19 protein-coding genes are annotated in these 22,721 nt (G+C 48.0%); 8 read left to right on the top strand and 11 right to left on the bottom strand.

Annotated features, from left to right (window positions below; all coding sequences use genetic code 11):
* Positions 1-12 precede the first annotated feature (12 nt).
* Both lpdA and QZT80_RS02735 read left to right on the top strand, forming a co-directional pair.
* Positions 13-1,419 carry a dihydrolipoyl dehydrogenase gene (lpdA, locus tag QZT80_RS02740; protein ID WP_295117348.1) on the top strand — a complete coding sequence of 469 codons (1,407 nt, stop codon included), beginning with the start codon at positions 13-15 and terminating at the stop codon, positions 1,417-1,419.
* A gap of 108 nt (positions 1,420-1,527) precedes the next feature.
* Complete coding sequence (locus QZT80_RS02735) at positions 1,528-3,720, top strand: S46 family peptidase (protein WP_295117347.1); 2,193 nt, start codon at positions 1,528-1,530, stop codon at positions 3,718-3,720.
* A gap of 232 nt (positions 3,721-3,952) precedes the next feature.
* Here QZT80_RS02735 and QZT80_RS02730 read toward each other — a convergent pair whose 3' ends face one another.
* Positions 3,953-4,849 (bottom strand): class I SAM-dependent methyltransferase, encoded by an 897-nt coding sequence (locus QZT80_RS02730; protein WP_295117346.1) that lies wholly within the window; start codon positions 4,847-4,849, stop codon positions 3,953-3,955.
* A 105-nt stretch (positions 4,850-4,954) separates the two neighbouring features.
* Positions 4,955-6,502 carry a methylmalonyl-CoA mutase gene (locus QZT80_RS02725; protein ID WP_295117345.1) on the bottom strand — a complete coding sequence of 516 codons (1,548 nt, stop codon included), beginning with the start codon at positions 6,500-6,502 and terminating at the stop codon, positions 4,955-4,957.
* A 130-nt stretch (positions 6,503-6,632) separates the two neighbouring features.
* Between QZT80_RS02725 and QZT80_RS02720 the strand changes: the two genes are divergently transcribed.
* The gene (locus QZT80_RS02720) at positions 6,633-7,556 is read left to right on the top strand and encodes a M23 family metallopeptidase (RefSeq protein WP_295117344.1); all 924 of its coding nucleotides are present in this window, start codon (positions 6,633-6,635) and stop codon (positions 7,554-7,556) included.
* Here QZT80_RS02720 and QZT80_RS02715 read toward each other — a convergent pair.
* The 6 genes from QZT80_RS02715 to groES form a co-directional block, all read right to left on the bottom strand.
* Positions 7,553-8,095, bottom strand: coding sequence for a hypothetical protein (locus QZT80_RS02715; protein WP_295117343.1), 543 nt, complete (start codon positions 8,093-8,095; stop codon positions 7,553-7,555). The genes QZT80_RS02720 and QZT80_RS02715 overlap by 4 nt on opposite strands.
* Positions 8,096-8,182: 87 nt before the next feature.
* Positions 8,183-9,631 (bottom strand): L-serine ammonia-lyase, encoded by a 1,449-nt coding sequence (locus QZT80_RS02710; RefSeq protein WP_295117342.1) that lies wholly within the window; start codon positions 9,629-9,631, stop codon positions 8,183-8,185.
* A gap of 429 nt (positions 9,632-10,060) precedes the next feature.
* Positions 10,061-10,561 carry an FKBP-type peptidyl-prolyl cis-trans isomerase gene (locus tag QZT80_RS02705; protein ID WP_295117341.1) on the bottom strand — a complete coding sequence of 167 codons (501 nt, stop codon included), beginning with the start codon at positions 10,559-10,561 and terminating at the stop codon, positions 10,061-10,063.
* 41 nt (positions 10,562-10,602) lie between these two features.
* A complete protein-coding gene (locus QZT80_RS02700) occupies positions 10,603-11,100 on the bottom strand; it encodes an FKBP-type peptidyl-prolyl cis-trans isomerase (RefSeq protein WP_295117340.1) in 498 nt (165 codons plus the stop codon).
* A gap of 128 nt (positions 11,101-11,228) precedes the next feature.
* Positions 11,229-12,866: a chaperonin GroEL gene (gene groL / locus QZT80_RS02695; protein WP_295117339.1), complete on the bottom strand. Its 1,638-nt coding sequence runs from the start codon at positions 12,864-12,866 to the stop codon at positions 11,229-11,231.
* A 65-nt stretch (positions 12,867-12,931) separates the two neighbouring features.
* Positions 12,932-13,222, bottom strand: coding sequence for a co-chaperone GroES (gene groES / locus QZT80_RS02690; RefSeq protein ID WP_367112847.1), 291 nt, complete (start codon positions 13,220-13,222; stop codon positions 12,932-12,934).
* Positions 13,223-13,493: 271 nt separating this feature from the next.
* Here groES and nusB point away from each other — a divergent pair, with 271 nt between their 5' ends.
* The 4 genes from nusB (at position 13,494) to coaE (ending at position 15,972) form a co-directional block, all read left to right on the top strand.
* Positions 13,494-14,384 (top strand): transcription antitermination factor NusB, encoded by an 891-nt coding sequence (gene nusB / locus QZT80_RS02685; RefSeq protein ID WP_295117337.1) that lies wholly within the window; start codon positions 13,494-13,496, stop codon positions 14,382-14,384.
* Positions 14,385-14,432: 48 nt separating this feature from the next.
* On the top strand, positions 14,433-14,876 hold the full coding sequence (locus tag QZT80_RS02680) for a DUF1573 domain-containing protein (RefSeq protein ID WP_295117336.1): 444 nt from the start codon (positions 14,433-14,435) through the stop codon (positions 14,874-14,876).
* Between the two features lie 27 nt (positions 14,877-14,903).
* Positions 14,904-15,263 (top strand): preprotein translocase subunit YajC, encoded by a 360-nt coding sequence (gene yajC, locus QZT80_RS02675; RefSeq protein WP_295117334.1) that lies wholly within the window; start codon positions 14,904-14,906, stop codon positions 15,261-15,263.
* 112 nt (positions 15,264-15,375) lie between these two features.
* Positions 15,376-15,972: a dephospho-CoA kinase gene (gene coaE, locus QZT80_RS02670; RefSeq protein WP_295117332.1), complete on the top strand. Its 597-nt coding sequence runs from the start codon at positions 15,376-15,378 to the stop codon at positions 15,970-15,972.
* On the opposite strand, the gene QZT80_RS02665 is transcribed toward coaE, so the two are convergent.
* The 3 genes from QZT80_RS02665 to QZT80_RS02655 all read right to left on the bottom strand — a co-directional run bounded on the left by QZT80_RS02665 (position 15,973) and on the right by QZT80_RS02655 (position 19,246).
* Complete coding sequence (locus QZT80_RS02665; RefSeq protein ID WP_295117331.1) at positions 15,973-17,166, bottom strand: pyridoxal phosphate-dependent aminotransferase; 1,194 nt, start codon at positions 17,164-17,166, stop codon at positions 15,973-15,975.
* 111 nt (positions 17,167-17,277) lie between these two features.
* Entirely contained in the window at positions 17,278-18,021 is a 744-nt protein-coding gene (locus QZT80_RS02660; RefSeq protein ID WP_295117329.1) for a DUF4397 domain-containing protein, read from the bottom strand.
* 25 nt (positions 18,022-18,046) lie between these two features.
* Positions 18,047-19,246, bottom strand: a complete 1,200-nt coding sequence (locus QZT80_RS02655) for a serine hydrolase (RefSeq protein ID WP_295117328.1) — start codon at positions 19,244-19,246, stop codon at positions 18,047-18,049.
* Positions 19,247-19,456: 210 nt separating this feature from the next.
* Between QZT80_RS02655 and secDF the strand changes: the two genes are divergently transcribed.
* A complete protein-coding gene (gene secDF / locus QZT80_RS02650; RefSeq protein ID WP_295117326.1) occupies positions 19,457-22,633 on the top strand; it encodes a protein translocase subunit SecDF in 3,177 nt (1,058 codons plus the stop codon).
* Positions 22,634-22,721 lie beyond the last annotated feature (88 nt).

Genomic DNA, 22,721 nt, shown 5'->3' with positions numbered 1-22,721 from the left:
AAATCCAACAATATGGCATACGACGTAATCGTAATTGGAAGTGGCCCTGGCGGCTATGTGGCCGCTATCCGTGCTTCGCAGCTGGGACTTAAAACAGCTGTGGTGGAGAGGGAAAGCCTGGGAGGCATCTGTTTGAACTGGGGTTGTATTCCCACAAAAGCGTTGTTGAAATCGGCACAGGTATTTGAATATATTCAGCACGCCAAAGATTACGGTATCTCCGTAAGCAGCGCTGAAACGGACTTTGCAGCGATTGTTAAACGCAGCCGCGGTTCTGCCGATAAGATGAGCAAAGGCGTGCAGTACCTCATGAAGAAAAACAAGATCGATGTACTTTCTGGTAATGGTAAGCTGAAAAGCAAAACCCAGGTAGAAGTGACCGATAAAGACGGTAAAGCTACTGTACACGATGCTAAATATATCATCCTCGCCACCGGCGGCCGCGCCCGCGAACTGCCTAACCTGAAAATGGACGGCAAAAAAGTGATCGGTTACCGCGAAGCCATGGTACTGCCTCAGCAGCCTAAATCCATGATCGTTGTTGGTTCCGGCGCTATCGGTGTTGAGTTTGCCTACTTCTACCACAGCATTGGCACTAAAGTGACCATCGTTGAGTTCATGCCGCGCATCGTTCCGGTAGAAGACGAAGACATCTCTAAAGAACTGGAAAAGATCTACAAGAAGAAAGGCATTGAAATAATGACCAATGCTTCTGTAGAAGCGGTTGATACATCTGGTGCAGGCGTTAAAGCGAAAGTAAAAACGGCTACCGGCGAAATCACCCTCGAAGCAGACATCGTACTGAGCGCAGTAGGTGTTAGCGCTAATATCGAAAACATCGGACTCGAAACTGTAGGTGTTAAAACCGACAAAGGACGGGTGCTGGTTGATAAATACTACGCAACCAACGTTAACGGCGTATTCGCTATCGGCGATATCGTTCCTGGTCAGGCACTGGCGCACGTGGCAATGAAAGAAGCGATCGTTTGTGTGGAAGCTATCGCGTACAATGAGAAGAAATTCCATCACAAACCAGAGCCGGTTGACTATAACAACATCCCTGGCTGTACTTACTGCTCTCCTGAAATCGCTTCTGTAGGTTATACCGAGAAAGCGGCTAAAGAAGCAGGTTACGAAGTGAAAGTGGGTAAATTCCCCTTCTCTGCTTCTGGTAAAGCTACCGCCGCAGGCGCTACTGAAGGTTTCGTAAAAGTGATCTTCGACGCTAAATACGGCGAGTGGTTAGGTACACACATGATCGGTGCTAATGTTACCGAGATCATTGCTCAAACTGTTACTGCACGTAAACTGGAAACTACTTACATCGAGGCCCTGGATGCCATTATGCCGCATCCAACCATGAGCGAAGCTGTGAAAGATGCGATCGAAGTAGCTTACGGCGAAGCAATTCACCTGTAATACTTACTAACAGATTATATAAACAGCCGGGCAGCATTTGTTGCCCGGCTGTTTTTTTTCTTTAAATTGCTCTTTTTACACCAAACATCAACACGTATGTTGCAACGAATGATAAAGTGTGCAATGCTTCCGGCCTTGTTCATTTTGATACAGTCCCGCGCCATGGCCACCGAAGGTATGTGGCTACCACATCTCCTCTCCAACATGAATGAAAAAGAAATGAAGGGGATGGGGATGAAGATCAGTGCGGCGGACATCTACAACGTAAACAAAGGCAGTTTAAAAGATGCTATTGTTAGCCTCGGAGGCTTCTGCACGGCGGAACTTATCTCTTCCCAAAGTTTGTTGCTTACCAACCACCACTGCGGTTATGCGTCTGTTCAAAGCCATTCGTCGGTTGAGCATAATTATCTTGATAATGGCTTTTGGGCCAAAAGCAGGGAAGAAGAGCTGCCCAATAAAGGCCTCTTCGTCACTTTCATCGTACGTATTGAGGACGTAACGCTCCAGGCCATGCAGGGCATTAACCGCAGCACCCCGGAGAAAGACAGGCAGAAGCTGATAGATGCCAATATCGCGAAGATCAAAGACAACGCTAAAAAGGAGCAATTCCAGGAAGCGCTGATCAAACCTTTCTTTGAGGGCAACCAGTTCTACCTGTTTATTACGGAAACATATAAAGACATTCGCCTGGTAGGTACACCACCATCTTCGATAGGTAAGTTCGGATCTGATACGGATAACTGGATATGGCCGCGTCATACAGGCGATTTCTCGCTGTTTCGCATCTATGCTGGTAAGGATAATCGTCCGGCCGAATATTCTAAGGATAACGTGCCTTTAAGGCCCAAACACTTTCTGCCGGTATCGCTGGACGGCATCGCTGAAAACGATTTTACGATGGTGTTCGGTTTCCCGGGTCGTACGCAGCAATACCTGCCCTCCGAAGCGGTAAAGCTGACCGTAGAAGGGCAGGACCCCGCCAAAGTGAGCATGCGTGATGCTTCGCTGAAAATTATCGACGGTTTTATGCGCCAGGATGAGAAGATCAAAATACAGTATGCCGCCAAGTATGCCAGCACGGCAAATGCCTGGAAGAAATGGATAGGAGAGATGCAGGGCGTGCAACAAACAAAAGGTATAGAACGTAAAGTTACCTACGAAGGCGAATATACCAAACGCCTGGAAGCCAATACCACGCTGAAAGCGAAGTTCGATGGCGTACTCGACTCCCTTAATACGCTGTACCGCGGGTATGCGCCTTTTGCCATTAACCGCGATTACTACGCGGAACTGACCCGCAATGTAGAACTGCTCTCCGTTTCGGATAAGATCATTACACTGATGAATGATGTGCGCGAAAAAGGAGAAGATCAATACCCGGCATTACGCGACAAACTGGTGGGCAGCCTGGAAAGCTTTTATAAGGACTTTAGTCCCAGGGTAGACCGCGATGTAGCGGCAGCCCTGCTCGATATTTACTTTAAAGAAGTGCCCACACGTTATATTGGCGGAGAGGCCGTACAGATATGGATGGAAACGAACAAAAGTGGTAAAGTTACTGCTGATAAATACTACAGCAACTCCGCCCTTATCACCTACGATAAATTAAAAGCCTTCCTGAATCAGCCTTACCGCGACCTCAACACCGCGTTATTCAAAGACCCCGTAACGCGCTTCGGTATTGCCTTACGCAATGGCTTTATCCAGAACGTGAACAACCCGGCAGTAGCCATTAACAATGATATTATGAGGTTACAGCGCGTATACATGCAGGCGCAGATGGAAGTGATGGACAACAAACGTTTTTATCCCGATGCCAACAGCACGCTGCGCATCACATACGGCAAAGTAAGCGGCTACAAACCTGCCGATGCTAAAACCTACGACTACTCCACCACACTCGACGGTGTTATGGAAAAGTATAAACCAGGGGATTATGAGTTTGATGTACCGGAGAAGTTACGGTCGCTGTACGCACAAAAAGACTATGGTCAATATGGCGTAAATGGTAAGATGCCCGTATGTTTCATCGCCTCTAATCATACTACTGGCGGTAACTCCGGGAGTCCTGTACTGGATGCTTATGGCAACCTCGTGGGCCTTAATTTCGACCGCACCTGGGAAGGTACGATGAGCGATATTAACTACGATGCGTCCATTTGCCGCAACATTATGGTCGATATTCGATATGTACTGTTTATCGTTGATAAGTTTGCCGGGGCCAAAAACCTGGTGGATGAGATGAAGCTGGTGCATCCGAAGAAAGCGGCGGTGAAGCCCGTGCAGAAAAGAGCTTAGTGTAAGATATATATTTGTGAACGGAAAGGTCGGTGTATACACCGGCCTTTTTTATTGATGAAGGATATAGGATGCCCGGGGAGCAAAAACGCAGCTGATCCTGGCTAAGTAGTTCGGTGTGTACACCGTCTATCATTCACCGCACCACGCTATCTGCCTCAATGAAAAGCCTGCCCCAACAGCAAGCGCACTAAAAGCAAAAGGGCCGGTTCGTCACCAGCCCTTCCATATCTTAAGAAAACTTACATTCATACACGATCGAACTACACACATCTACATTCCGCATTGCCTTACTGTACGACCGGAAACCATTCCAGAACCCGCCAATTAGACCGCTACCTCCGTTCTTGTATTTCTCACTTAACAAACTCACATAAAACGCATCAAATACCATCGGATGCTTTTTTACGATGCTGATGCCATGCGCCTGCAACATATTTTGCATAGAGGCAGGGGAGAAGTGGTAAAGGTGACGCGGAACGTCATACGCTGCCCAATACTCGCCATAATGCTGCGCATCTTTGGAGGTATAGTTCGGCACAGCGATGAGCAGGGCGCCGCCTGGTTTAAGTACGCGTTTGATCTGTTCGAGATAACCGTGCAGGTTGTGTACATGTTCCAGCACATGCCACATGGTTACCACATCAAATTGTTGCGCTTGTAATGTAAAAAGCTCGTCGGACGGCAAAGCGTTGAGCTTGTACAACGCTTCGGCATTGGCCCGCGCGTCCGCATCGGGTTCCAGGCAGGTTACCTTCCAGCCTGTTTGCTGCATATAATGCGCAAACGCACCGGTGCCGGCCCCTATGTCCAGCAAACTGCCTTCCTTGAGCTTTACGGCCGATTTTACCCAGTTCTGTTTGGAACGGAGCGTAATCTTACGCGCGCTGTGGTACAGGCGGTTTACAATACCTTCTTTGGTTTCTGAATGGGAAATATATTCTTCCGACTTGTAATACGCACCAATGTTGGCGCCATCGGGTACATGCTGCGTAAAACGGCCGGTGCAGTGCGCACAATGCCATATTTCGAAATCGGATTTCGACACGGTGTAATCCTTGGCGCTCAACGCCTGGTTAACTTTGTCGGACCCGCATAAGGGACAGTGTTGGTAAAAAATACGGCTCATGTTGCTTGTTCCGGTTTACTGAAGCCTAAGGCCGAAAGACCTATGGTCATGACCGGCGAAGTTAATTGTTGCAATCCGTTTTTAGTAGATGGACTGGTTATTTTTTTAGCGGTATTCGCCCCATACTTTACGAAGGGTATCTGAAATTTCGCCAAGTGTGCAATAATGTTCTACCGCTTCTATCACCAGCGGCATCAGGTTTTCGGTCGTTTTAGCGGTGGCTTCTATCCGGGCCAGCAGCTGTTGCGCCTTGTCATTGTCGCGGCGCTGGCGCAGCGAGGCCAGTTTTTCGGACTGTATGCGGCGAATGCTGTCGTCTACCCGAAACACTTCCGGTGCTTCTTCCTGCTGTACGGTGAATTTGTTAACACCCACGATCACTTTTTCTCCGTTTTCTATCTGCTTCTGGTAAGTGTAGGCGCTACGGGCTATCTCGTCCTGTATAAATCCCTGTTCAATAGCGCTCACCGCACCTCCCATCGCATCTATCTTATCTATCAATTGTTGTGCCTTTTGTTCTACTTCGTTGGTCAGCGCCTCTACGTAAAACGATCCTGCCAGCGGGTCCACCGTATCGGCCACCCCACTTTCAAAGCCCACGATCTGTTGCGTACGTAACGCTATACGGGCGGCGGCTTCTGTGGGTAGCGACAATGCTTCATCGTACCCATTGGTGTGCAGCGATTGTGTGCCTCCTAAGGTGGCGGCCATCGTTTGTATGGCTACCCGTACGATATTATTGTGCGGCTGCTGCGCTGTTAACGTGCTGCCGCCTGTTTGTGTGTGGAAACGTAACATTTGTGCCTTCGGATCGGTGGCGCCCAGCTCTTTTGTAATGTGCGCCCACATGCGACGGGCGGCGCGGAACTTGGCCACTTCTTCAAAAAGGTGATTGTGTGCGTTAAAAAAGAAGGAAAGACGTTTTGCGAATACGTTGATGTCGAGTCCCTTTTCCTGTGCCGCTTTCAGGTAAGCCTTACCATTGGCCAGCGTAAAAGCGAGTTCCTGCACGGCATTGGCCCCGGCTTCGCGTATGTGATAGCCGGATATGGAAATCGTATTCCATTTCGGCACTTCGCGGCTACAGAAGTCGAAGATGTCGGTGATCAGGCGCATGGAGGGTTTGGGGGGGTAAATGAACGTTCCCCTGGCTGCATATTCCTTTAAGATGTCATTCTGAATAGTGCCCGATATCTTTTTGATATCGGCGCCCTGCCGTTTGGCCAGGGCTATGTACAACGCCAGCAGTATGAAGCCCGTGGCGTTAATCGTCATAGAGGTGGAAATGTTTTCGAGCGAAATGCCCTGGAACAGTATTTCCATATCTTCCAGCGAATCGATGGCCACGCCTACCTTTCCTACTTCTCCCTCTGCCATGGCATGATCGCTGTCGTACCCGATTTGTGTGGGCAGGTCGAATGCCACACTTAGGCCCATTACGCCCTGACTTAACAGGTAATGATAACGGCGGTTGCTTTCTTCAGCGGTGCTAAAGCCCGCGTATTGGCGCATCGTCCAGAGTTTATCACGGTACATGCTGGCATGTACACCCCGGGTAAAAGGGAAACTGCCGGGCATTTCTTCCATCGGTACAGGTGTAGTGTACAGTGGTTGAATAGCGATACCGGAATCTGTTTTTATCATTTTTTCCATAATATAAGCTGTTTACAATGTTACAATTATTTTAGCCATCTGGCTAAACAAGCACGGCACAGTTTATGCCGCTGTTAACATCCAGTTTACATTGAATACGATAATTTGTGATAAAATTCGAAGTCCGGCTATGATTAACTATGTTCTGTTGTCTATTACCATTATCCTGGCCCTATACAGTTTACGCCTCGTTTACACCGCTTCCCGAAAGCCCTTGCCAGATGCGGGTTTTCAGGCTGCGCTTTCACTGGCTTTAGGTTTGTTTATTTATCTTTACGGCACCTGGGTATACCTGAGTATTTATATCCGATATGGTTTTGGTATCCTCTATTTATTACTGGCATTGTACGCGTTGTTACGCCGCCGGAAAGATCAGCCCTCGGGTAAAAACCTCGCTACCTGGCGTAAAGTGAGCCTTAGTTTTTTTACGGTGCTGATGCTGGTGCTTAATACCCTGTACTTCACCGGCACTACCGGTACACCCGATACGGTAAACATTGCTTTCCCTTTTAAAACCGGCCGTTACTTCGTACTACAGGGTGGTAAGGGTTTACCGAGCAACTTCTTCCACTTTAGTATTCGCGGTGCCATTTACGCGATGGACATTGTGCAGCTGACCAAATACGGAGGACGCGCCAGTAGCGTGTTTTCGCACAATCTCAGCGACTACGCCATTTTCGGTGATACCGTGTATGCACCCTGCAGCGGCCGCGTGATACGCGCCGAAACTGATAATCCCGATAACATTCCACCTAACATGGAACGCGGACCTAAGAATACGAATATGGTGGTGATAGAAACCGATACCTATACAGTATTTCTCGCGCACCTGAAAAAGGGCAGTGTGATGGTAAAAGAAGGCGATGTAATAGGGCAGGGGCAACCACTGGGATGTGCAGGTAATTCCGGCTTTAGTGCCGAGCCTCATCTGCACATCCAGGTGCATGCCAGGGAAGAGGGCAAACCCTGGTACCGCTCCAAACCGTTATACATCCTGTTTAACGGGCGGGGATACCTTTTTAATGAAGTGATTAATGCCGAAAAGGGCTACTAATTCATCAGCTTTTTAGCTTCAGCATTGATAATACGGGCAGCTATATCTGCGGGCGATTCGCCGGCCTGCAGGAATATTTCCAGGATACCTTTGTTCAGGGTCATACCGGGCGCATCGGCTGGCAGTTTGCTGGCCACCTGAATAACTATGGAGGTAACCTGCTCTTTAACCGTTTTTACGGCTTCCCAGGCCTCGGCCGATACATAGATCTGCTGGGAAATGTTATGCTCGAATTCCGCCTTAATGGTCTGTATAAGACCAATCTGCATGTCCGACACGGTAAGCCCCTGCTGGTAAACACGGGTAATGAGGTTTTGAGGGGTGATGCGCTCTACAAAAAGTACGATCCTTTCGTAAGCCTGCAACTGTAATGGCAACGCCGCATTCGCAACACCGCTTTGTGATGCCGGGCCGGGATTACTTTTTTCTCCCTTGTCACCTTTGTCCTTCTTTAATAAATCCTTGATAGTAACGTAAACTAACACAATAGCACCGATGGTGATGACTGCGTACAATAGGTCTCGACTGGAAAAGTTCATTGTCGTATTAATTTTAACGGCACAAACATAACAAGTAATTATTATATTTTCTGCACTTATCCTGAATGATTAAAGAAAAATATTTTCTTAACACTCTGGAAGACTGATCGGTATGTTTACTGCCAGGCCGCCATCGGACGTTTCTTTGTATTTGGAGTTCATGTCCTGGGCGGTGTCCCACATGGTCTTCACCACGGCATCGAGCGATACTTTTGCCAGTTCGGGGTTGCTTTGCAGGGCCAGTTGGGAGGCCGTGATGGCCTTGATGGCACCCATGGTATTGCGTTCGATGCAGGGGATCTGTACCAGTCCGCCGATAGGATCGCAGGTAAGGCCGAGGTGGTGTTCCATTGCAATTTCTGCTGCCATTAGTACCTGCCGTTGCGAGCCGCCAAGGCATTCGGTAAGGGCCGCCGCTGCCATAGCCGATGATACGCCTATCTCTGCCTGGCAACCACCCATGGCGGCCGAAATAGTGGAGCGTTTTTTAAAGATGCTGCCTATTTCGGAAGCCGTAAGCACAAAGCGGAGGATCTTTTCGTCCTCATATCCGTCGCAGAAGGTAATGTAGTATTGCAACACGGCTGGTATAACACCGGCAGCACCGTTTGTAGGGGCAGTTACCACGCGGCCGAAGGAGGCGTTTTCCTCGTTCACGGCTAATGCGAAACAGCTTACCCAGTCGAGTGTATAGGCAAAGTGACTGCCACCTTCGCGGATGGCTTTTACCCAGCTTTCGTAATCGTTGTAAGTTCTGCCTTTGAGCAGTTTGGTGTTAAGCGCCGCCGCCCTGCGTGCTACCTGTAAACCACCGGGTAACTCGCCGGAGGTATGGGAGCCACGGTATATACACTCTTTCATCACGCGCCAGATGTTCATCACACCTTTACGTGTTTCTTCTTCAGGCCTCCAGGCTATCTCATTTTCCATCACCACTTCAGAAATGGAATAGCCGGTTTTAATACACCATTGCAGCAACTGGCGTGCAGTGTCTATAGGGAAGGGCAGGTCTACCTGCATGCCCGAAGCATTTTCTTCTCCCTCTTTTACCACAAAACCGCCGCCAATAGAGTAGTAGGTCGATGCGATCTGCTCCCCGTCCGCCATCGTTACCAAAAACGTAAGGGCGTTGGGGTGGAACGGCAGCGATTCTTCGTACAGGAAGTCGATATCTTCTACCGGGTCAAAATCTATTTCATGTTTGCCCGCCAGCACCAGTTTCTTCATCCGCCGGATGTCGGTGATCTTTGGGGTAATGTTGTTTACGTTGAAAGTAACCGGATCGTCGCCGGCCAGGCCGAGCTGCACGGCCACATCGGTACCGTGTCCGTAACCGGTTTTGGCGAGTGAACCGTAAAGCAGCACCGTAACGTGGGTAATGTTAAAAAGCTGTCCTTTCCCCTCCAGCTCGTGCAAAAAGCGCATAGCCGCCCGCCATGGGCCAAGCGTATGTGAACTGGATGGTCCTACACCAATCTTAAATATATCGAAAACCGAAATGCACTCGTGCGCCACAATAATGAGTTTAGTCTTCAAAAGTAAGGAAAGATAAGGGATAGCTGTTTTTATCCCCTTCACCAAATGACGAATGCGTGAGAAAGTTAATATGGGACAGGCAGCAGTTCACTCCCCAGCCACCGTTGTGTCACACTCTTCAGCGGTTGTTCAACATTGGGCTATGTTTAATTCTTCCATAGCGCCAGGGTCACTTTCTCCGGGGTCGGGAAGGGGATAGTACGGTCGTGGTGGCCTGATCTTACCCTAACTTTCCGGCATTTGTCCGCATTTGTTCGACTCCCCCCAATTTTTGCTCCTATGGCTGTGTTCGTAAAGAGGAGGGATAGTATGTACTCTTCTGTATCCAATACATAGGCACTATTCATCCGCGGACATCTACGGCCCTGTTCGCCTCAATAAAAAAGCACTCCGCAATGGAGTGCTTTCTACAATATTATATGTTGTTAATTAGTTCAGGTAAACCTCCACTAAAGTCATGTCGAAAATCAACACCGAGTTGGCGGGGATTTTCGCGGAAGAACTTTGGCCGTAACCTAAGCCGGAAGGAATGATCATCAATACGCGGCCGCCCTGGGTGGTTTTGCGTAAACCGTACTGCCAGCCTTTCACCAGTTGCATGAGCATCGCACCATTTAAAGTGGAGGTGGAGTCGCCGGTGGTGTCAAATATAGTTCCGTTCATCAGTTTACCAGTATACGCTACCTTCATTTTAGAAGTCAGTTTCATGGTATCGGTACCGGTGCCGGGCGTCAGTATTTTGTAGTACAGGCCGGTGGAGTCGCGGATCATGCCTTCGATATTGGCGGTGTCGATGTAGTTTTTAATGGCTAACTCATCTTTCGCTGCTTGTTCCGCTGCGTTAAACTTCTCCTTGTCCTCTTTTTTACAGGCTGTTACCAACAACACCAGGCAAACTGCGGTCAGGCTTAAAAAGTGCTTCATCTTCATGTGTACGTTATTGAAATTGAGAATAAAAGTAAGAATTTCTGCTAGTCTTTGAAGTCAACGAGGTCTATTTCGCAAACAAGCGGTGAATTAGGTGGTACCAGGTTGCTGATACCGGCACTGCCGTAAGCGAGCGCAGAAGGAATGAAAAGCATGATCCGGCCACCCTTTCCGATTTTTGGGATCCCTATTTGCCAACCGGGAATATGTTCTTTTAACATGCGGCCGTCAAAATTGGTGGGTAAGCCCTGGGAAGATTGTACCACTTTGCCGTTGAGCAGTTTGGTGGTAAATATCACGGTAGGGACGGAGGTCGGTTTAATGGATTCAACGGAACCTGTTTTCTGGATGCGGTATTTCAGGCCCGAGGGATCGCGCCAGATGCTATCGATGTTTTTTTCGGTAAAATAGTTCCTGAACAGCGAATCCTCCTGAAGGTTTTGTACAATGCCATCGAGCGCTTTCTCAGACGTTTCCTTGGTACAGGCAGTAAGTGCCAGTATTGAGCAGAGTATTGTTACAATTGCAGATCTTATCATCATAATTAAAAACCGGCTGGTGGTGTTACAGGTAAAACGGTTGAGGCTGGGCAAAGTTACAGGTGGCAGGGCATAAAAAAAAGAGGCTGCCTGTCCGGCAACCTCTTTCATATGGGAATTTCCGTATTTGACTAGTAATCCATACCCATACCACCAGCGCCTGGGTGAGCGTGGCCACCTGCAGCTTTAGGTTCTGGTTTGTCGGCGATCACACACTCAGTGGTTAACAGCATACCTGCGATAGAGGCAGCGTTTTCCAGTGCAATGCGGGTCACTTTAGTAGGATCGATAACACCTGCAGTGAGGAGTTTCTCGAAAGTTTCAGTGCGGGCGTTGAAGCCAAAGTCACCTTTACCTTCTTTCACTTTCTGAACAATGATAGAACCTTCGAGACCACAGTTAGCGGTGATCTGACGGAGAGGCTCTTCTACGGCGCGTTTAACGATCTGGATACCAGTCGCTTCGTCTTCGTTGGAACCTTTCAGTTTCTCCAGACCTTCGATAGCACGGATGTAAGCAACACCACCACCAGGAACGATACCTTCTTCAACGGCAGCGCGGGTAGCGTGGAGCGCGTCATCAACGCGATCTTTTTTCTCTTTCATTTCTACTTCAGTAGCAGCACCAACGTAAAGTACCGCAACACCGCCGCTCAGTTTAGCGAGGCGCTCCTGTAATTTTTCGCGGTCGTAATCAGAAGTAGTTACTTCGATCTGAGCTTTGATCTGACCGATACGGCTCTGAATGTCAGCTTTTTTGCCTTTACCACCTACAACAGTAGTATTGTCTTTATCGATAGTGATAGATTCTGCGCGGCCCAGGTAAGTCAGGTCGGCATTCTCCAGTTTGTATCCTTGTTCTTCGCTGATAACGATACCCGCAGTAAGGGTAGCGATATCCTGCAGCATTTCTTTCCTTCTGTCGCCAAAGCCAGGAGCTTTAACAGCAGCAACTTTCAGCGTACCACGCAGTTTGTTTACCACCAGGGTAGCCAGTGCTTCACCTTCCAGGTCTTCAGAGATGATCACCAGGGGAGCGCCCTGCTGAGCAACTTTCTCCAGGATGTGCAGGATGTCCTTCATCGTGCTGATCTTCTTGTCGTAGATCAGGATATAAGGGTTCTGCAGTTCAGCCTGCATTTTTTCGCTGTTGGTAATGAAGTAAGGAGACAGGTAACCGCGGTCGAACTGCATACCTTCTACCACTTCTACAGTAGTGTCGGTACCTTTCGCTTCCTCAACAGTGATAACACCATCTTTGGTTACTTTCTTCATTGCTTCTGCGATCAGTTTACCAATAGCTGCATCGTTGTTTGCAGAAATGGTAGCAACCTGCTCGATCTTTTTATTATCGTTACCTACTTTTTCAGACTGTTTCTGGAGGTTCTCAACAACTGCTTTAACAGCTTTGTCGATACCACGCTTCAGGTCCATTGGGTTAGCACCTGCAGCTACGTTTTTCAGGCCTTCGCCGATGATTGCCTGAGCCAGAACGGTAGCAGTAGTAGTACCATCACCTGCAATATCTGCAGTTTTAGATGCTACTTCTTTCACCATCTGAGCACCCATGTTCTCGATAGCGTCTTCCAGTTCGATTTCTTTAGCTACAGTAACACCATCTTTAGTAATGGAGGGAGCGCCGAATTTCTTTTCGATCACTACGTTACGGCCTTTGGGGCCCAGGGTAACTTTCACCGCATCTGCCAGGGTATCTACACCCTTCTTCATCTTATTGCGGGCGTCGATGTTGAAGAAAATTTGTTTTGCCATATAAATGGAATTGTACTTGTTTTTTTAAAGTTTGTTGTTCAGTTGTTCTTATACCGGAATGTAAATTAAACTACAGCCAGGATGTCAGATTCACGCATGATCAGGTAATCTTCACCTTCGAGGCTGATTTCAGTGCCGGAGTATTTGCCGTAAAGAACAGTATCGCCCACTTTAACGGAAACTGGTTCGTCTTTTTTACCAGGACCAGCTGCGATTACAGTACCTCTCTGCGGCTTTTCTTTAGCCGTATCCGGGATGATGATGCCGCCTGCTGTTTTTTCCTCTGCTGCTGCGGGTTTAACGATTACCCTGTCAGCCAATGGTTTAATACTTAATTTAGACTTAGCCATGGTTATTGTAGTTTAAAAAGATTGTAAGTTTAGTGCGATTCCAATTAACGAGAATTATGCCAATAGCCCTTTTGGGTCAAAATTGCAGGTTGCGAAGATAAGTAACTGGCAACAGACTGTCAATAATGTCAATTTTTCAGTTAAGTGGCAGCGCGCCTACCTGGAATGGCAGTGTTTGGCAGGCGCCCGGAACAAATTTCGGCATGTCCTCATAAAAACGTAGATTTGCCGCCATTTTGCATGCATGATTAGTAGAAGAAACATTAGAGTAAAGGTAATGCAGACGCTGTACACCCTGGACACCATGGAACAGGTTAAGCCTGGTACAGCCACAGGTCTGCTGAATGAGAAGTTGGACCAGACAAGCCAGGTATTTACTTACCTGCTGTACATGGTAACACAGGTGGCGCAATATGCCGAAACCGACGCTCAGACGCGCTCGTCCAAGCACCTCCCTTCGCAGGAGGACCTGAACGTAAGCACGAAGATCGCCGGTAACGAATACCTGTACCAGATCATTAATGACACGGGGTTTAAGGTAAACCTCGATCACTGGAAGCTTAAATACATTCCAGACCAGGAATTGCTGCGTAAACTGTATAACTCGCTGGCCGATACGGATACTTATAAAGCATACATCGCTGAAGAGGGCCGTAACAAAGCCACCGAGAAAAGTATCCTGGAGTTCATTTACCGCGAGATACTCAGCAAAAGCGAGCTTTTCCTCCAGCATATGGACGATAGCTTCCTTAACTGGGGCGACGATGCTGAAATGATGAACCTCCTGATCGGCAACTACTTCGCCAAACCACAGCTGTTCAACTTCCTGCAGCTCATCAGCAAAGAAAAGCTGGAATATGCCAGAGAACTGCTTCGCACGGTTATAGATAAAAAGGAATACTGCCTGGAGTTGATCAAACCCAAACTTCAGAACTGGGATTCGGACCGTATTGCCTCTGTAGATATGCTGCTGATGGAAATGGGCGTATGTGAGTTCCTCTATTTCCCGACGATCCCTACAAAAGTGAGCATCAACGAATATATAGACCTGGCCAAAGCCTATAGCACGCCGCAAAGCGGGCAGTTTGTGAACGGTATCCTGGATAATATTCTGAAAGACCTGGAACAGGCCGGACAGATCCAGAAAACCGACCGCACAAAAAAATAGGAAAGCTCAGGGGAAAAGCTATTTTTACGTCAAACTCCCGTATTGTATATGAAGAAATTGTTGTATATCCTGGCATTAGGCATACTAACAGCGTCCTGCAATAACCAGGGCAAAACAGAGGAAAAGCAGGGCGGAGCAGCACTTTCGGCCGGCGAAAATAAAGGCGAACTGCCAGTTATTACTTTCGAAAATGCGGTGCATGATTTCGGGAAGATCCAGGAAGGCGAAGTAGTGGAATACTCCTTCAAATTCACTAACACTGGTAAAGGCAGTCTGCTCATCCGCAACGCTTCCGCCACCTGCGGCTGTACCATCCCTGAATGGCCTAAAGAGCCCATCAAACCAGGAGAAAGTGGTTATATGAAAGTGGTATTTAACAGTAAAGGCAAACCGGAAGGTTTTACTGAAAAGGAAATTACTATCGAAGCAAACACCGAACCTCCGTACGTGAAAGGACCTAAAGTTCAGTGTACGATCATTAAAAAAGCATAAATCGTAAAACAATAAACACACAATAAGATGTACATTAATTTATTAAACTCACTGCTGATGGCTCCTCCCGCTGGTGGGTCAGGTGGCGGAAGCAGCGTTATGAGCTTCGTTTTTATCGGCGGTATGGTGTTGGTAATGTGGTTATTCATGATCCGTCCTCAGACTAAAAAAGCTAAACTGCAGAAACAGTTCGGTGAAAGCCTGCGCGAAGGTGATAAAATCGTTACTATCGCAGGTATCCACGGTAAAATCACTAAGATTAACGATATCGAAAAAACTATCGTGGTAGAAATCGCTGTTGGTACCAAAGTTACCATGGAGCGTTCTGCTATCAGCATGGAGTACTCTCAGGCGCTTAACAAGCCTGAAGCTGAAGTTAAAAAGTAATTCGTTTAACGATATTATTTACAAGGCCTGTTCAGTTGATGAACGGGCCTTGTGCTTTTTGGAATATTCCATGTTAATACCGACATTACAAACGGAACAAGACACTTAAGTTATGATGATTATCGGCCTTACGGGTGGTATCGGATCAGGAAAGACCACTGTTGCCAGGATATTTGAGTTACTAGGCATCCCCGTATATTACGCAGACGATCGTGCGAAAGTACTGATGACACAGGACGAAGCCCTGGTGGCCAGTATAAAAGAGGCTTTCGGTGAAAAGGCATACCTCGAAAACGGAGAACTGGACCGGAAGTATATCGCCAATATCGTATTTAATGACCCGGAAAAATTACAACTTCTTAACTCGTTTGTACACCCCGCCACTATCCGCGATTCGCTTGCCTGGGCAAAGGAACAGCAAACGCCTTACGTATTGCGCGAAGCCGCACTGATGTTCGAAACAGAAGCGTTTCATCATGTAGATAAGGTGATCTGTGTGTACGCGCAACAAGCGCTCCGTATTCAACGCGTAATGAAGCGCGATAATGTTACCCGCAACGAAGTGTTGGCCCGCATGCACAAACAGATCGACGAAACGATCAAGATGAAATTATCCGATTTCGTGATCTTCAATAACGAGCAACAGTCTGTGATCGGCCAGGTAATGCAACTGCATCCCAAACTGCTTGATCTGGCAAAACAGCAGTAATTACTGTAGTTTTTCCAGGCCCTCTTTCAGTCTTTTTAAACCTTCTTTTAGTTTGTCCATGGAAGTAGCGTAGGACATACGCAGGCAGTCGGGCTGTTCAAACGCGGCACCGGTAACCAGCGATACGTTTGCTTTGTGCAACAGGTACATGCAAAGCTCGTCGGCATTGTTGACGGTAAAGCCTTCGGCCGATTTGCCGAAGAAGGCACTCACGTTCGGGAACATGTAAAACGCGCCATCGGGTTCGTTTACCACCAGGCCTTTAATTTCTTTCATGGCATTGTACACAAATGCCCGGCGGTTGCGGAATTCTGTTACCATAGCATGCGCTGTGTCCAGATCGCCTGTAAGCGCTGTTACTGCTGCTTTTTGGGTGATGGAGCAGGTGGCGGAAGTGAACTGGCTTTGGATTTTATCAGCCGCTTTGGCAATGTGCAGCGGAGCAGCCAGGTAACCCAGGCGCCAGCCGGTCATTGCAAACCCCTTACTAAGGCCGTTAATAATGATCGTGCGCTCCTGCAGGTCGCCAATGCTGGCAATACTGGTGTGTTTGCCAACGTAGTTGATGTACTCGTATATTTCGTCGGAAAGAATGTAAACCTGTGGATGTTTTGCAAATACTGCTGCCAGCGCTTCCAGTTCTTCTTTAGAATAAACGGAACCGGTAGGATTGCAGGGAGAGGAGAACATGAACAGCCTGGTTTTAGGCGTGATGGCTGCTTCCAGTTGTGCGGGCGTAATTTTATAAGTGTTCTCGAAGCTGCAGGGAATAAATTTAACCACACCCTGGCAAAGTTTTACCAGTTCGGAGTATGTAACCCAATATGGAGTAGGGATGATCACCTCATCACCCGGATTGATAATGCTCAGTACAGCATTCGCAATGCTCTGTTTAGCACCGGTAGATACGACGATCTGCTCTGGTGTATAAGTAAGACCATTGTCGCGCTGCAGTTTTAATGTTACCGCTTTCTTTACTTCGGGATAACCGGCTACGGGAGTGTAGTGTGTAAACCCTTCATCTATCGCCTTTTTAGCCGCCTCGCGTATATGCGCCGGCGTATCAAAATCGGGCTCGCCGATACTAAGGTCTACGATGTCTATTCCCTGTGCCTTCAACTCACGGCTCAGTTTGGCCATTTTAATCGTCTGCGGTTCGGATATCCTCGAAAGTCTTTCTGCTAGTTGTAACATAGAATTATATTTTGGCTGGATTGACCGCGGCAAACCTACATAAAAAAACCTTGAGGAAAAAGAAAAGGGAGCATAAGCATGCTCCCTTTAAGTATCTGTATAATATTAAGCCTAGTTCAGGTAATATGGATTGTGCCAGTAAACAGACAATGCAACTTTACGCGGATCAGTGCCGGCTATATTCACCAGGCCACTTAAATAAATGGTGTATACATTACCATTTGCTACCTGGTCTGTTTTAGATGCAATAACGGTAGTACCATCTGCCGCCCTTGCCTCGAATTTAATAGCGCCGGTGTTGGCCGCTGTGTAGGAACGGTAGCTGCTGCTGCCCACGAAGTCGGCGTAGGTACGGTTAGCATGTACTTCCACGTCGTTTACGAAGAACCTTACAATGCCGGCATCCGGGCTAAGGTGGAAGAAGCGGATGTTAGCTTTGGTAGTTTCAATACCGGTGTAGTTTTCGATAAGGTTTGCCAACTGAACAGAGCTGTCAGTGCTACCTGGTGAGTAGTTGTTATACAACACCAGTGTATGCCATGCCAGGGTGTCATACAAAGCCAGGTCAGAATCCAGCGTGCTGTCGGAGCCGAATTTTCTGAAGCCGAATTCCTGTGTACCCGGATCTATCTGCAATAAAGCGTATTTGCCGGAAGCAAAAGCGCCAGTGGTTATCTTTTTTGAATTCTGATATACGTCTACAGAACCTGGGTGTACAGCCGCGTTTAACAGGGCCAGTACAGCGTAGGGTTTAGCAGGAGCGTTGTCTCCTTTTTTAAGACAGGAGGTTAGTCCTGCTGTCATCAGTGCGGCTACTGCCACCAGCGTCCAGAGTCGGTTCGTTCTTTTTAGCATGCTCTCTTGTGGTTTATGGTTTATTTTATTGTTTTTCATAATCAACTTTATAACGTGAAAGGTCTGGTTTGTATTTTCTTTCCCTTTTTAATTCTTGCTGGTAAACTACTTCGCCCAATGCTTTGAGGAAAGGCTCACCCACCGTTTTAAAGTCATATTTGTCGTCGCCTATTACCCCGTCGCGATTTACGTAGATGGTGGCAGAGAGCAGGAATTCTACATGATTGTCGAAGTCTGCAATGTAGGCCACATCTGTTAAAAATCCGTACGCCCAGCCCGGTTTGTTAAAAATCCTCAGTCCGGCGGGCACCTTTGCTGCTTTATCGGCCCCAAACAGCAGGAATTTTACATATGTGTGATGAAATTCCGATGTATCGTAAGCCGGGTAACGCGTTTCAGTTGGCAACTGCGACATATAACGGTACAAAAACCGGTAATCGTCTTCCATTAAACGGAAGCGGGCGGCAGAAGTTACATTTTCCGGAAAAATAATGCTTTTCAGCATCTGGTGCAGGTCGGGCAGGGTGAGGCGGTTGCGGAGGCTAAAGTCGAAAGGAGTGCTTACTAACTGGCCGTTTTTCATATGACCTTTGCCAACGGCATCGTTGCGGAGCGGAAAGGCCAGGCTGCTGTAGCGCTCGGGCTGTATGTACAGCAATTTGCCCTCTTTTTCGAAGCGTACGCCGTTGGTATGGCGGTTGGCTTCGGGACTAAGCTGCGGCATGTCAAGCCGGTGGCGGATTTGCGCGTCGGTGTAGCCCTTTTTCCAGAGGTTTTCATTCAGTTCCTGCTGACCAACAAATTCATACAGCCGGTTGGCTGCGTCATTATCGCTTACCAGGAATATCTTTTTGATATAATGCGCTATGGAGGGCATGCCGTTTTCGGCGGTAGAATCGGCCGTGACGGCGGTATTGACGTTTGGCAGACCATCGGTAAACATGGTCGTGTATTTTGTCAGGCCGGGGATGCGGAGATCGTTGATTTTCTCCAGGGCGGCCAGCGCAATCGGCATTTTGACGGTAGAGGCAGGGTAGAAGTACCGCGCTGTATCTACATCGTAGCGGAATTCCGTAAAATGCGGCTGGTTGTGTTCGTCGCGGTCGATGCGGGTATAAATTACCTGCAGCCGGTACTCCGCCGGACTGTCCAGAACGGGTTTCAGGCGGGGATCGCTGCGTAATATTTTCGCAAAAGATGCGTCCTCAGGGCTGTTTTTTCGCATATTTTTCGTAGTATGGCAGGCTGCCGCCAGTAAAAGTATAGTTGCAAAGCAAGCATGACGGTATGGCATAGAAAAAATTGTTACGGTCAAAATCCATTCAAAATCAGGCAGATAAAGGATTTGCAAGAGTTTTGAACGGGACTTTAATATATCAATTTAAATTCTATCTTTGCAACTCTTAAAAAAATTATATTATAAACCCGAATCAACATGCAACTTAAAGGACTGGTTAGATTTTTTGCTGTCGCACTAATCCTTATCTCTTTGTATCAATTGTCCTTCACGTTTGTGGTGCGGAACTATGAAAAGAAGATAGATCAGCAGGCTAACGACTATGTGGCCAAACAGTATCCTTCCGCGGATAAAAAATATCCCGGAAACAAGGAACTGCAGGAGCGCTATCAGGACGACACGCTGAAAGGCTTATTCAAAGCAAGGAGACAAGAGATTATTGACAGTACCAGCAGTGAAGAAATTGCGGGTTTTCCCTGGTTTACCACCTATGCCAAAGCGAAAGAAAGAGAACTTAATTTAGGTCTCGACCTCCAGGGAGGTATGAACGTTGTGCTGGATGTAAGCGTGGAAGACGTGATCCGCTCCCTCTCAGGCCATTCTAAAGACGTAGCCTTCAGTCAGGCACTCGAGAAAGCCAGAGAAATGAAGAAAACAAGCCAGTCCGACTACGTTACGTTGTTCGGCGAAGCCTATGCACAGATTGCCCCACAGGGCCGCCTGGCAGCTATCTTCGCTAACGCCAGCCAGAAAGACCTGAATTTCAATTCTTCTAACGAACAGGTATTGAACGTGATCCGCCGCGAGGCAGGAGCTGCTATCAAAAATACCTACCTCGTACTTCAGAGAAGGATCGACAAGTTTGGTGTAGCGCAGCCTAACATCAGCCTGGACGAAAACAAAGGTATCATCTCTGTGGAACTGGCAGGTGTGGACGACGCAGAACGCGTACGTAAATATCTGCAGGCCAGTGCAAACCTGGAGTTCCGCGAAGTACATAAAAACAGTGAGCAGTTCTTCGTAACTACCCTGCAACCAGCGAATGAGGCGATTAAAACATACCTCGGTTACGCTAAAGTGCAGGATACTACCGCTACTAAAGATTCTGCTGCCTTAGCTGCCACCGCTACCCCGGCCGCAGCTACCCCGGGCGACACTTCTAAGAACGCAAGCATCGAGGCCATCCTGGCAAAAGACAGCGGTACCAACAAACTGGATTCCGCTAAAAAGAACCAGGCGCAAATGCAGGCAGACTTCCAGAAAGAAAATCCCCTGTTCAGCATCATGATCCCCATGATGGACCAGGAAAACAGGATCGTTCCTTCTTCTGCTATCGGCCAGGTGAATGTAAGAGATACTGCTACCCTCCGTCGTTACTTTTGCCTTCCTTCCGTGAAAGCAGTCCTCCCAAGGGACTTCGTACTGGCATGGGGTGCTAACGAACGTGCAGATGGAGCTAAGGGTTATATTATGGTGTATGGTTTGAAAATCAACCCCATCAACCCTAAAGCAAAAGTTACCGGTGAAATGGTGAGCGATGCAAGACAGAGCTTCGACCAGAACAACCGTCCTGAAATCTCCATGTCGATGAACGAAGTTGGTACCCGCGAATGGCGCAGGCTTACCAGCGAGCTGAAACCAGCCGACCCTAAAGACCTCACTACTTACAACTATGTAGCGGTGGTACTGGATGGTATAGTTTATTCGGCTCCTTCTATCCAGAACGAGATCCCGAACGGCCAGTCTTCTATCAGCGGCAGTTTCGAAATAGAGGAAGCAACTGACCTTGCCAACATCCTGAAATCCGGTAAAATGCCTGCTCCTGCCAAAATTGTACAGGAACAGATCGTTGGACCAACCCTGGGTGCTGAGTCTATTGCCGCTGGTGCAAAATCATTCGCCATCTCCTTCGCAGTGATTTTCGTGCTGATGCTGGTGTACTACAACACTGCCGGCTGGGTGGCTAACATCGCCCTGATCCTCAACCTGCTGTTCACCGTAGGTATCCTCGCATCGCTGGGCGCTACGCTCACCATGCCTGGTATTGCCGGTCTGGTACTCACCATCGGTATGGCTGTGGATACGAACGTAATCATATTTGAAAGGATAAAAGACGAACTGGACCGCGGCCGAACGTACCAGGAAGCTGTGAAACACGGCTACCAGCGATCCCTGGCCCCAGTACTGGATGGTCACATCACCTCCCTGTTAACGGCTATCATCCTGTTCTACTTTGGTCTTGGTCCCGTACTGGGCTTCGCAACTACCCAGATCATCGGTCTGTTGCTGTCCCTGTTCTGCGGTATCCTCGTTTCACGTATGGTTACCGACTTCTGGACTAACAAAAAACGTCATTTCCAATACTTCACGCCAATTTCCCGCAGGATATTCAAACATGCGAACTTCGACTTCGTTGGAAAACGTAAGATCGCATACGTTATTTCTGCTGTGGTAATGGTACTGGGTGTTGCTTCGTTCTTCAACGGTTTCGACCACGGTGTAGACTTCTCCGGTGGCCGTAACTACACGATCCGTTTCGACAACAAAGTAAACCGCGAAGAAGTAAGGGAGAAACTGGCGAAAGTATTTGAATCAGAGCCTTTCGTGAAAACAGTAGGTCAAACTACACAACAACTGAACATTACTACTTCTTATAAAATTGAAGACCTTAGCCAGAACGTAGAGAAAGAAGTTTCTCAGAAACTGTTCGAAGGTTTGCAGGCATACTACCCTACAGGTACCTCGTACGAATCGTTTATGGCCAGATACGTGGTAAGCTCACAAACAGTATCGCCTACTATCTCCGACGACCTTCGTAAAGGTGCGGTGAAAGCAACGGTATTGTCTATTATCGTGATCTTCCTGTACATCCTCATCCGCTTTAGCAAATGGCAATACTCGCTCGGTACTATCTTCGCGCTGCTGCACGACGTACTGGTTACCCTCGCGGTATTCTCCTTCCTGCGTAACGTGGTGCCTTTCCCGCTCGAAATTGACCAGCACTTCATTGCTGCCATACTGACCGTTATCGGTTTCTCTATGAACGATACCGTGATCGTGTTCGACAGGATCCGCGAATACTTCCGCAATGGTAAAGGACTTGACAGGAACCTGACTGTAAACAAAGCGATCAATGATACCCTGAGCCGTACGATCATGACCTCGTTCACCGTATTCCTCACGATCCTGATCCTGTTCGTATTCGGTGGTGAAGCTACCCGTGGTTTTGCATTCGCAATGCTCATCGGTGTAATCACTGGTACTTACTCTTCTATCTTTGTAGCTGCCCCGGTTCTTGTTGACTTCGACAAGAAAAACCAGTTGGCTAACGAGTCTGAAGCTGTTGAAATCGTAGAAAAAGCGCCTAAACTGTAAGGTTGGGACTTAAATAATCCGAAAGGGCCGGCGTATGCCGGCCCTTTCGCTTTTGGGGACAATACGCTGCGGTGTGTATACCTTCATT

It is taken from the genome of uncultured Chitinophaga sp., assembly GCF_902168175.1.
Taxonomy (GTDB): Bacteria; Bacteroidota; Bacteroidia; order Chitinophagales; family Chitinophagaceae; genus Chitinophaga.
The sequence above is the reverse complement of the archived record's forward strand: the minus strand, read 5'-3'. Positions and strand labels throughout refer to the sequence as shown.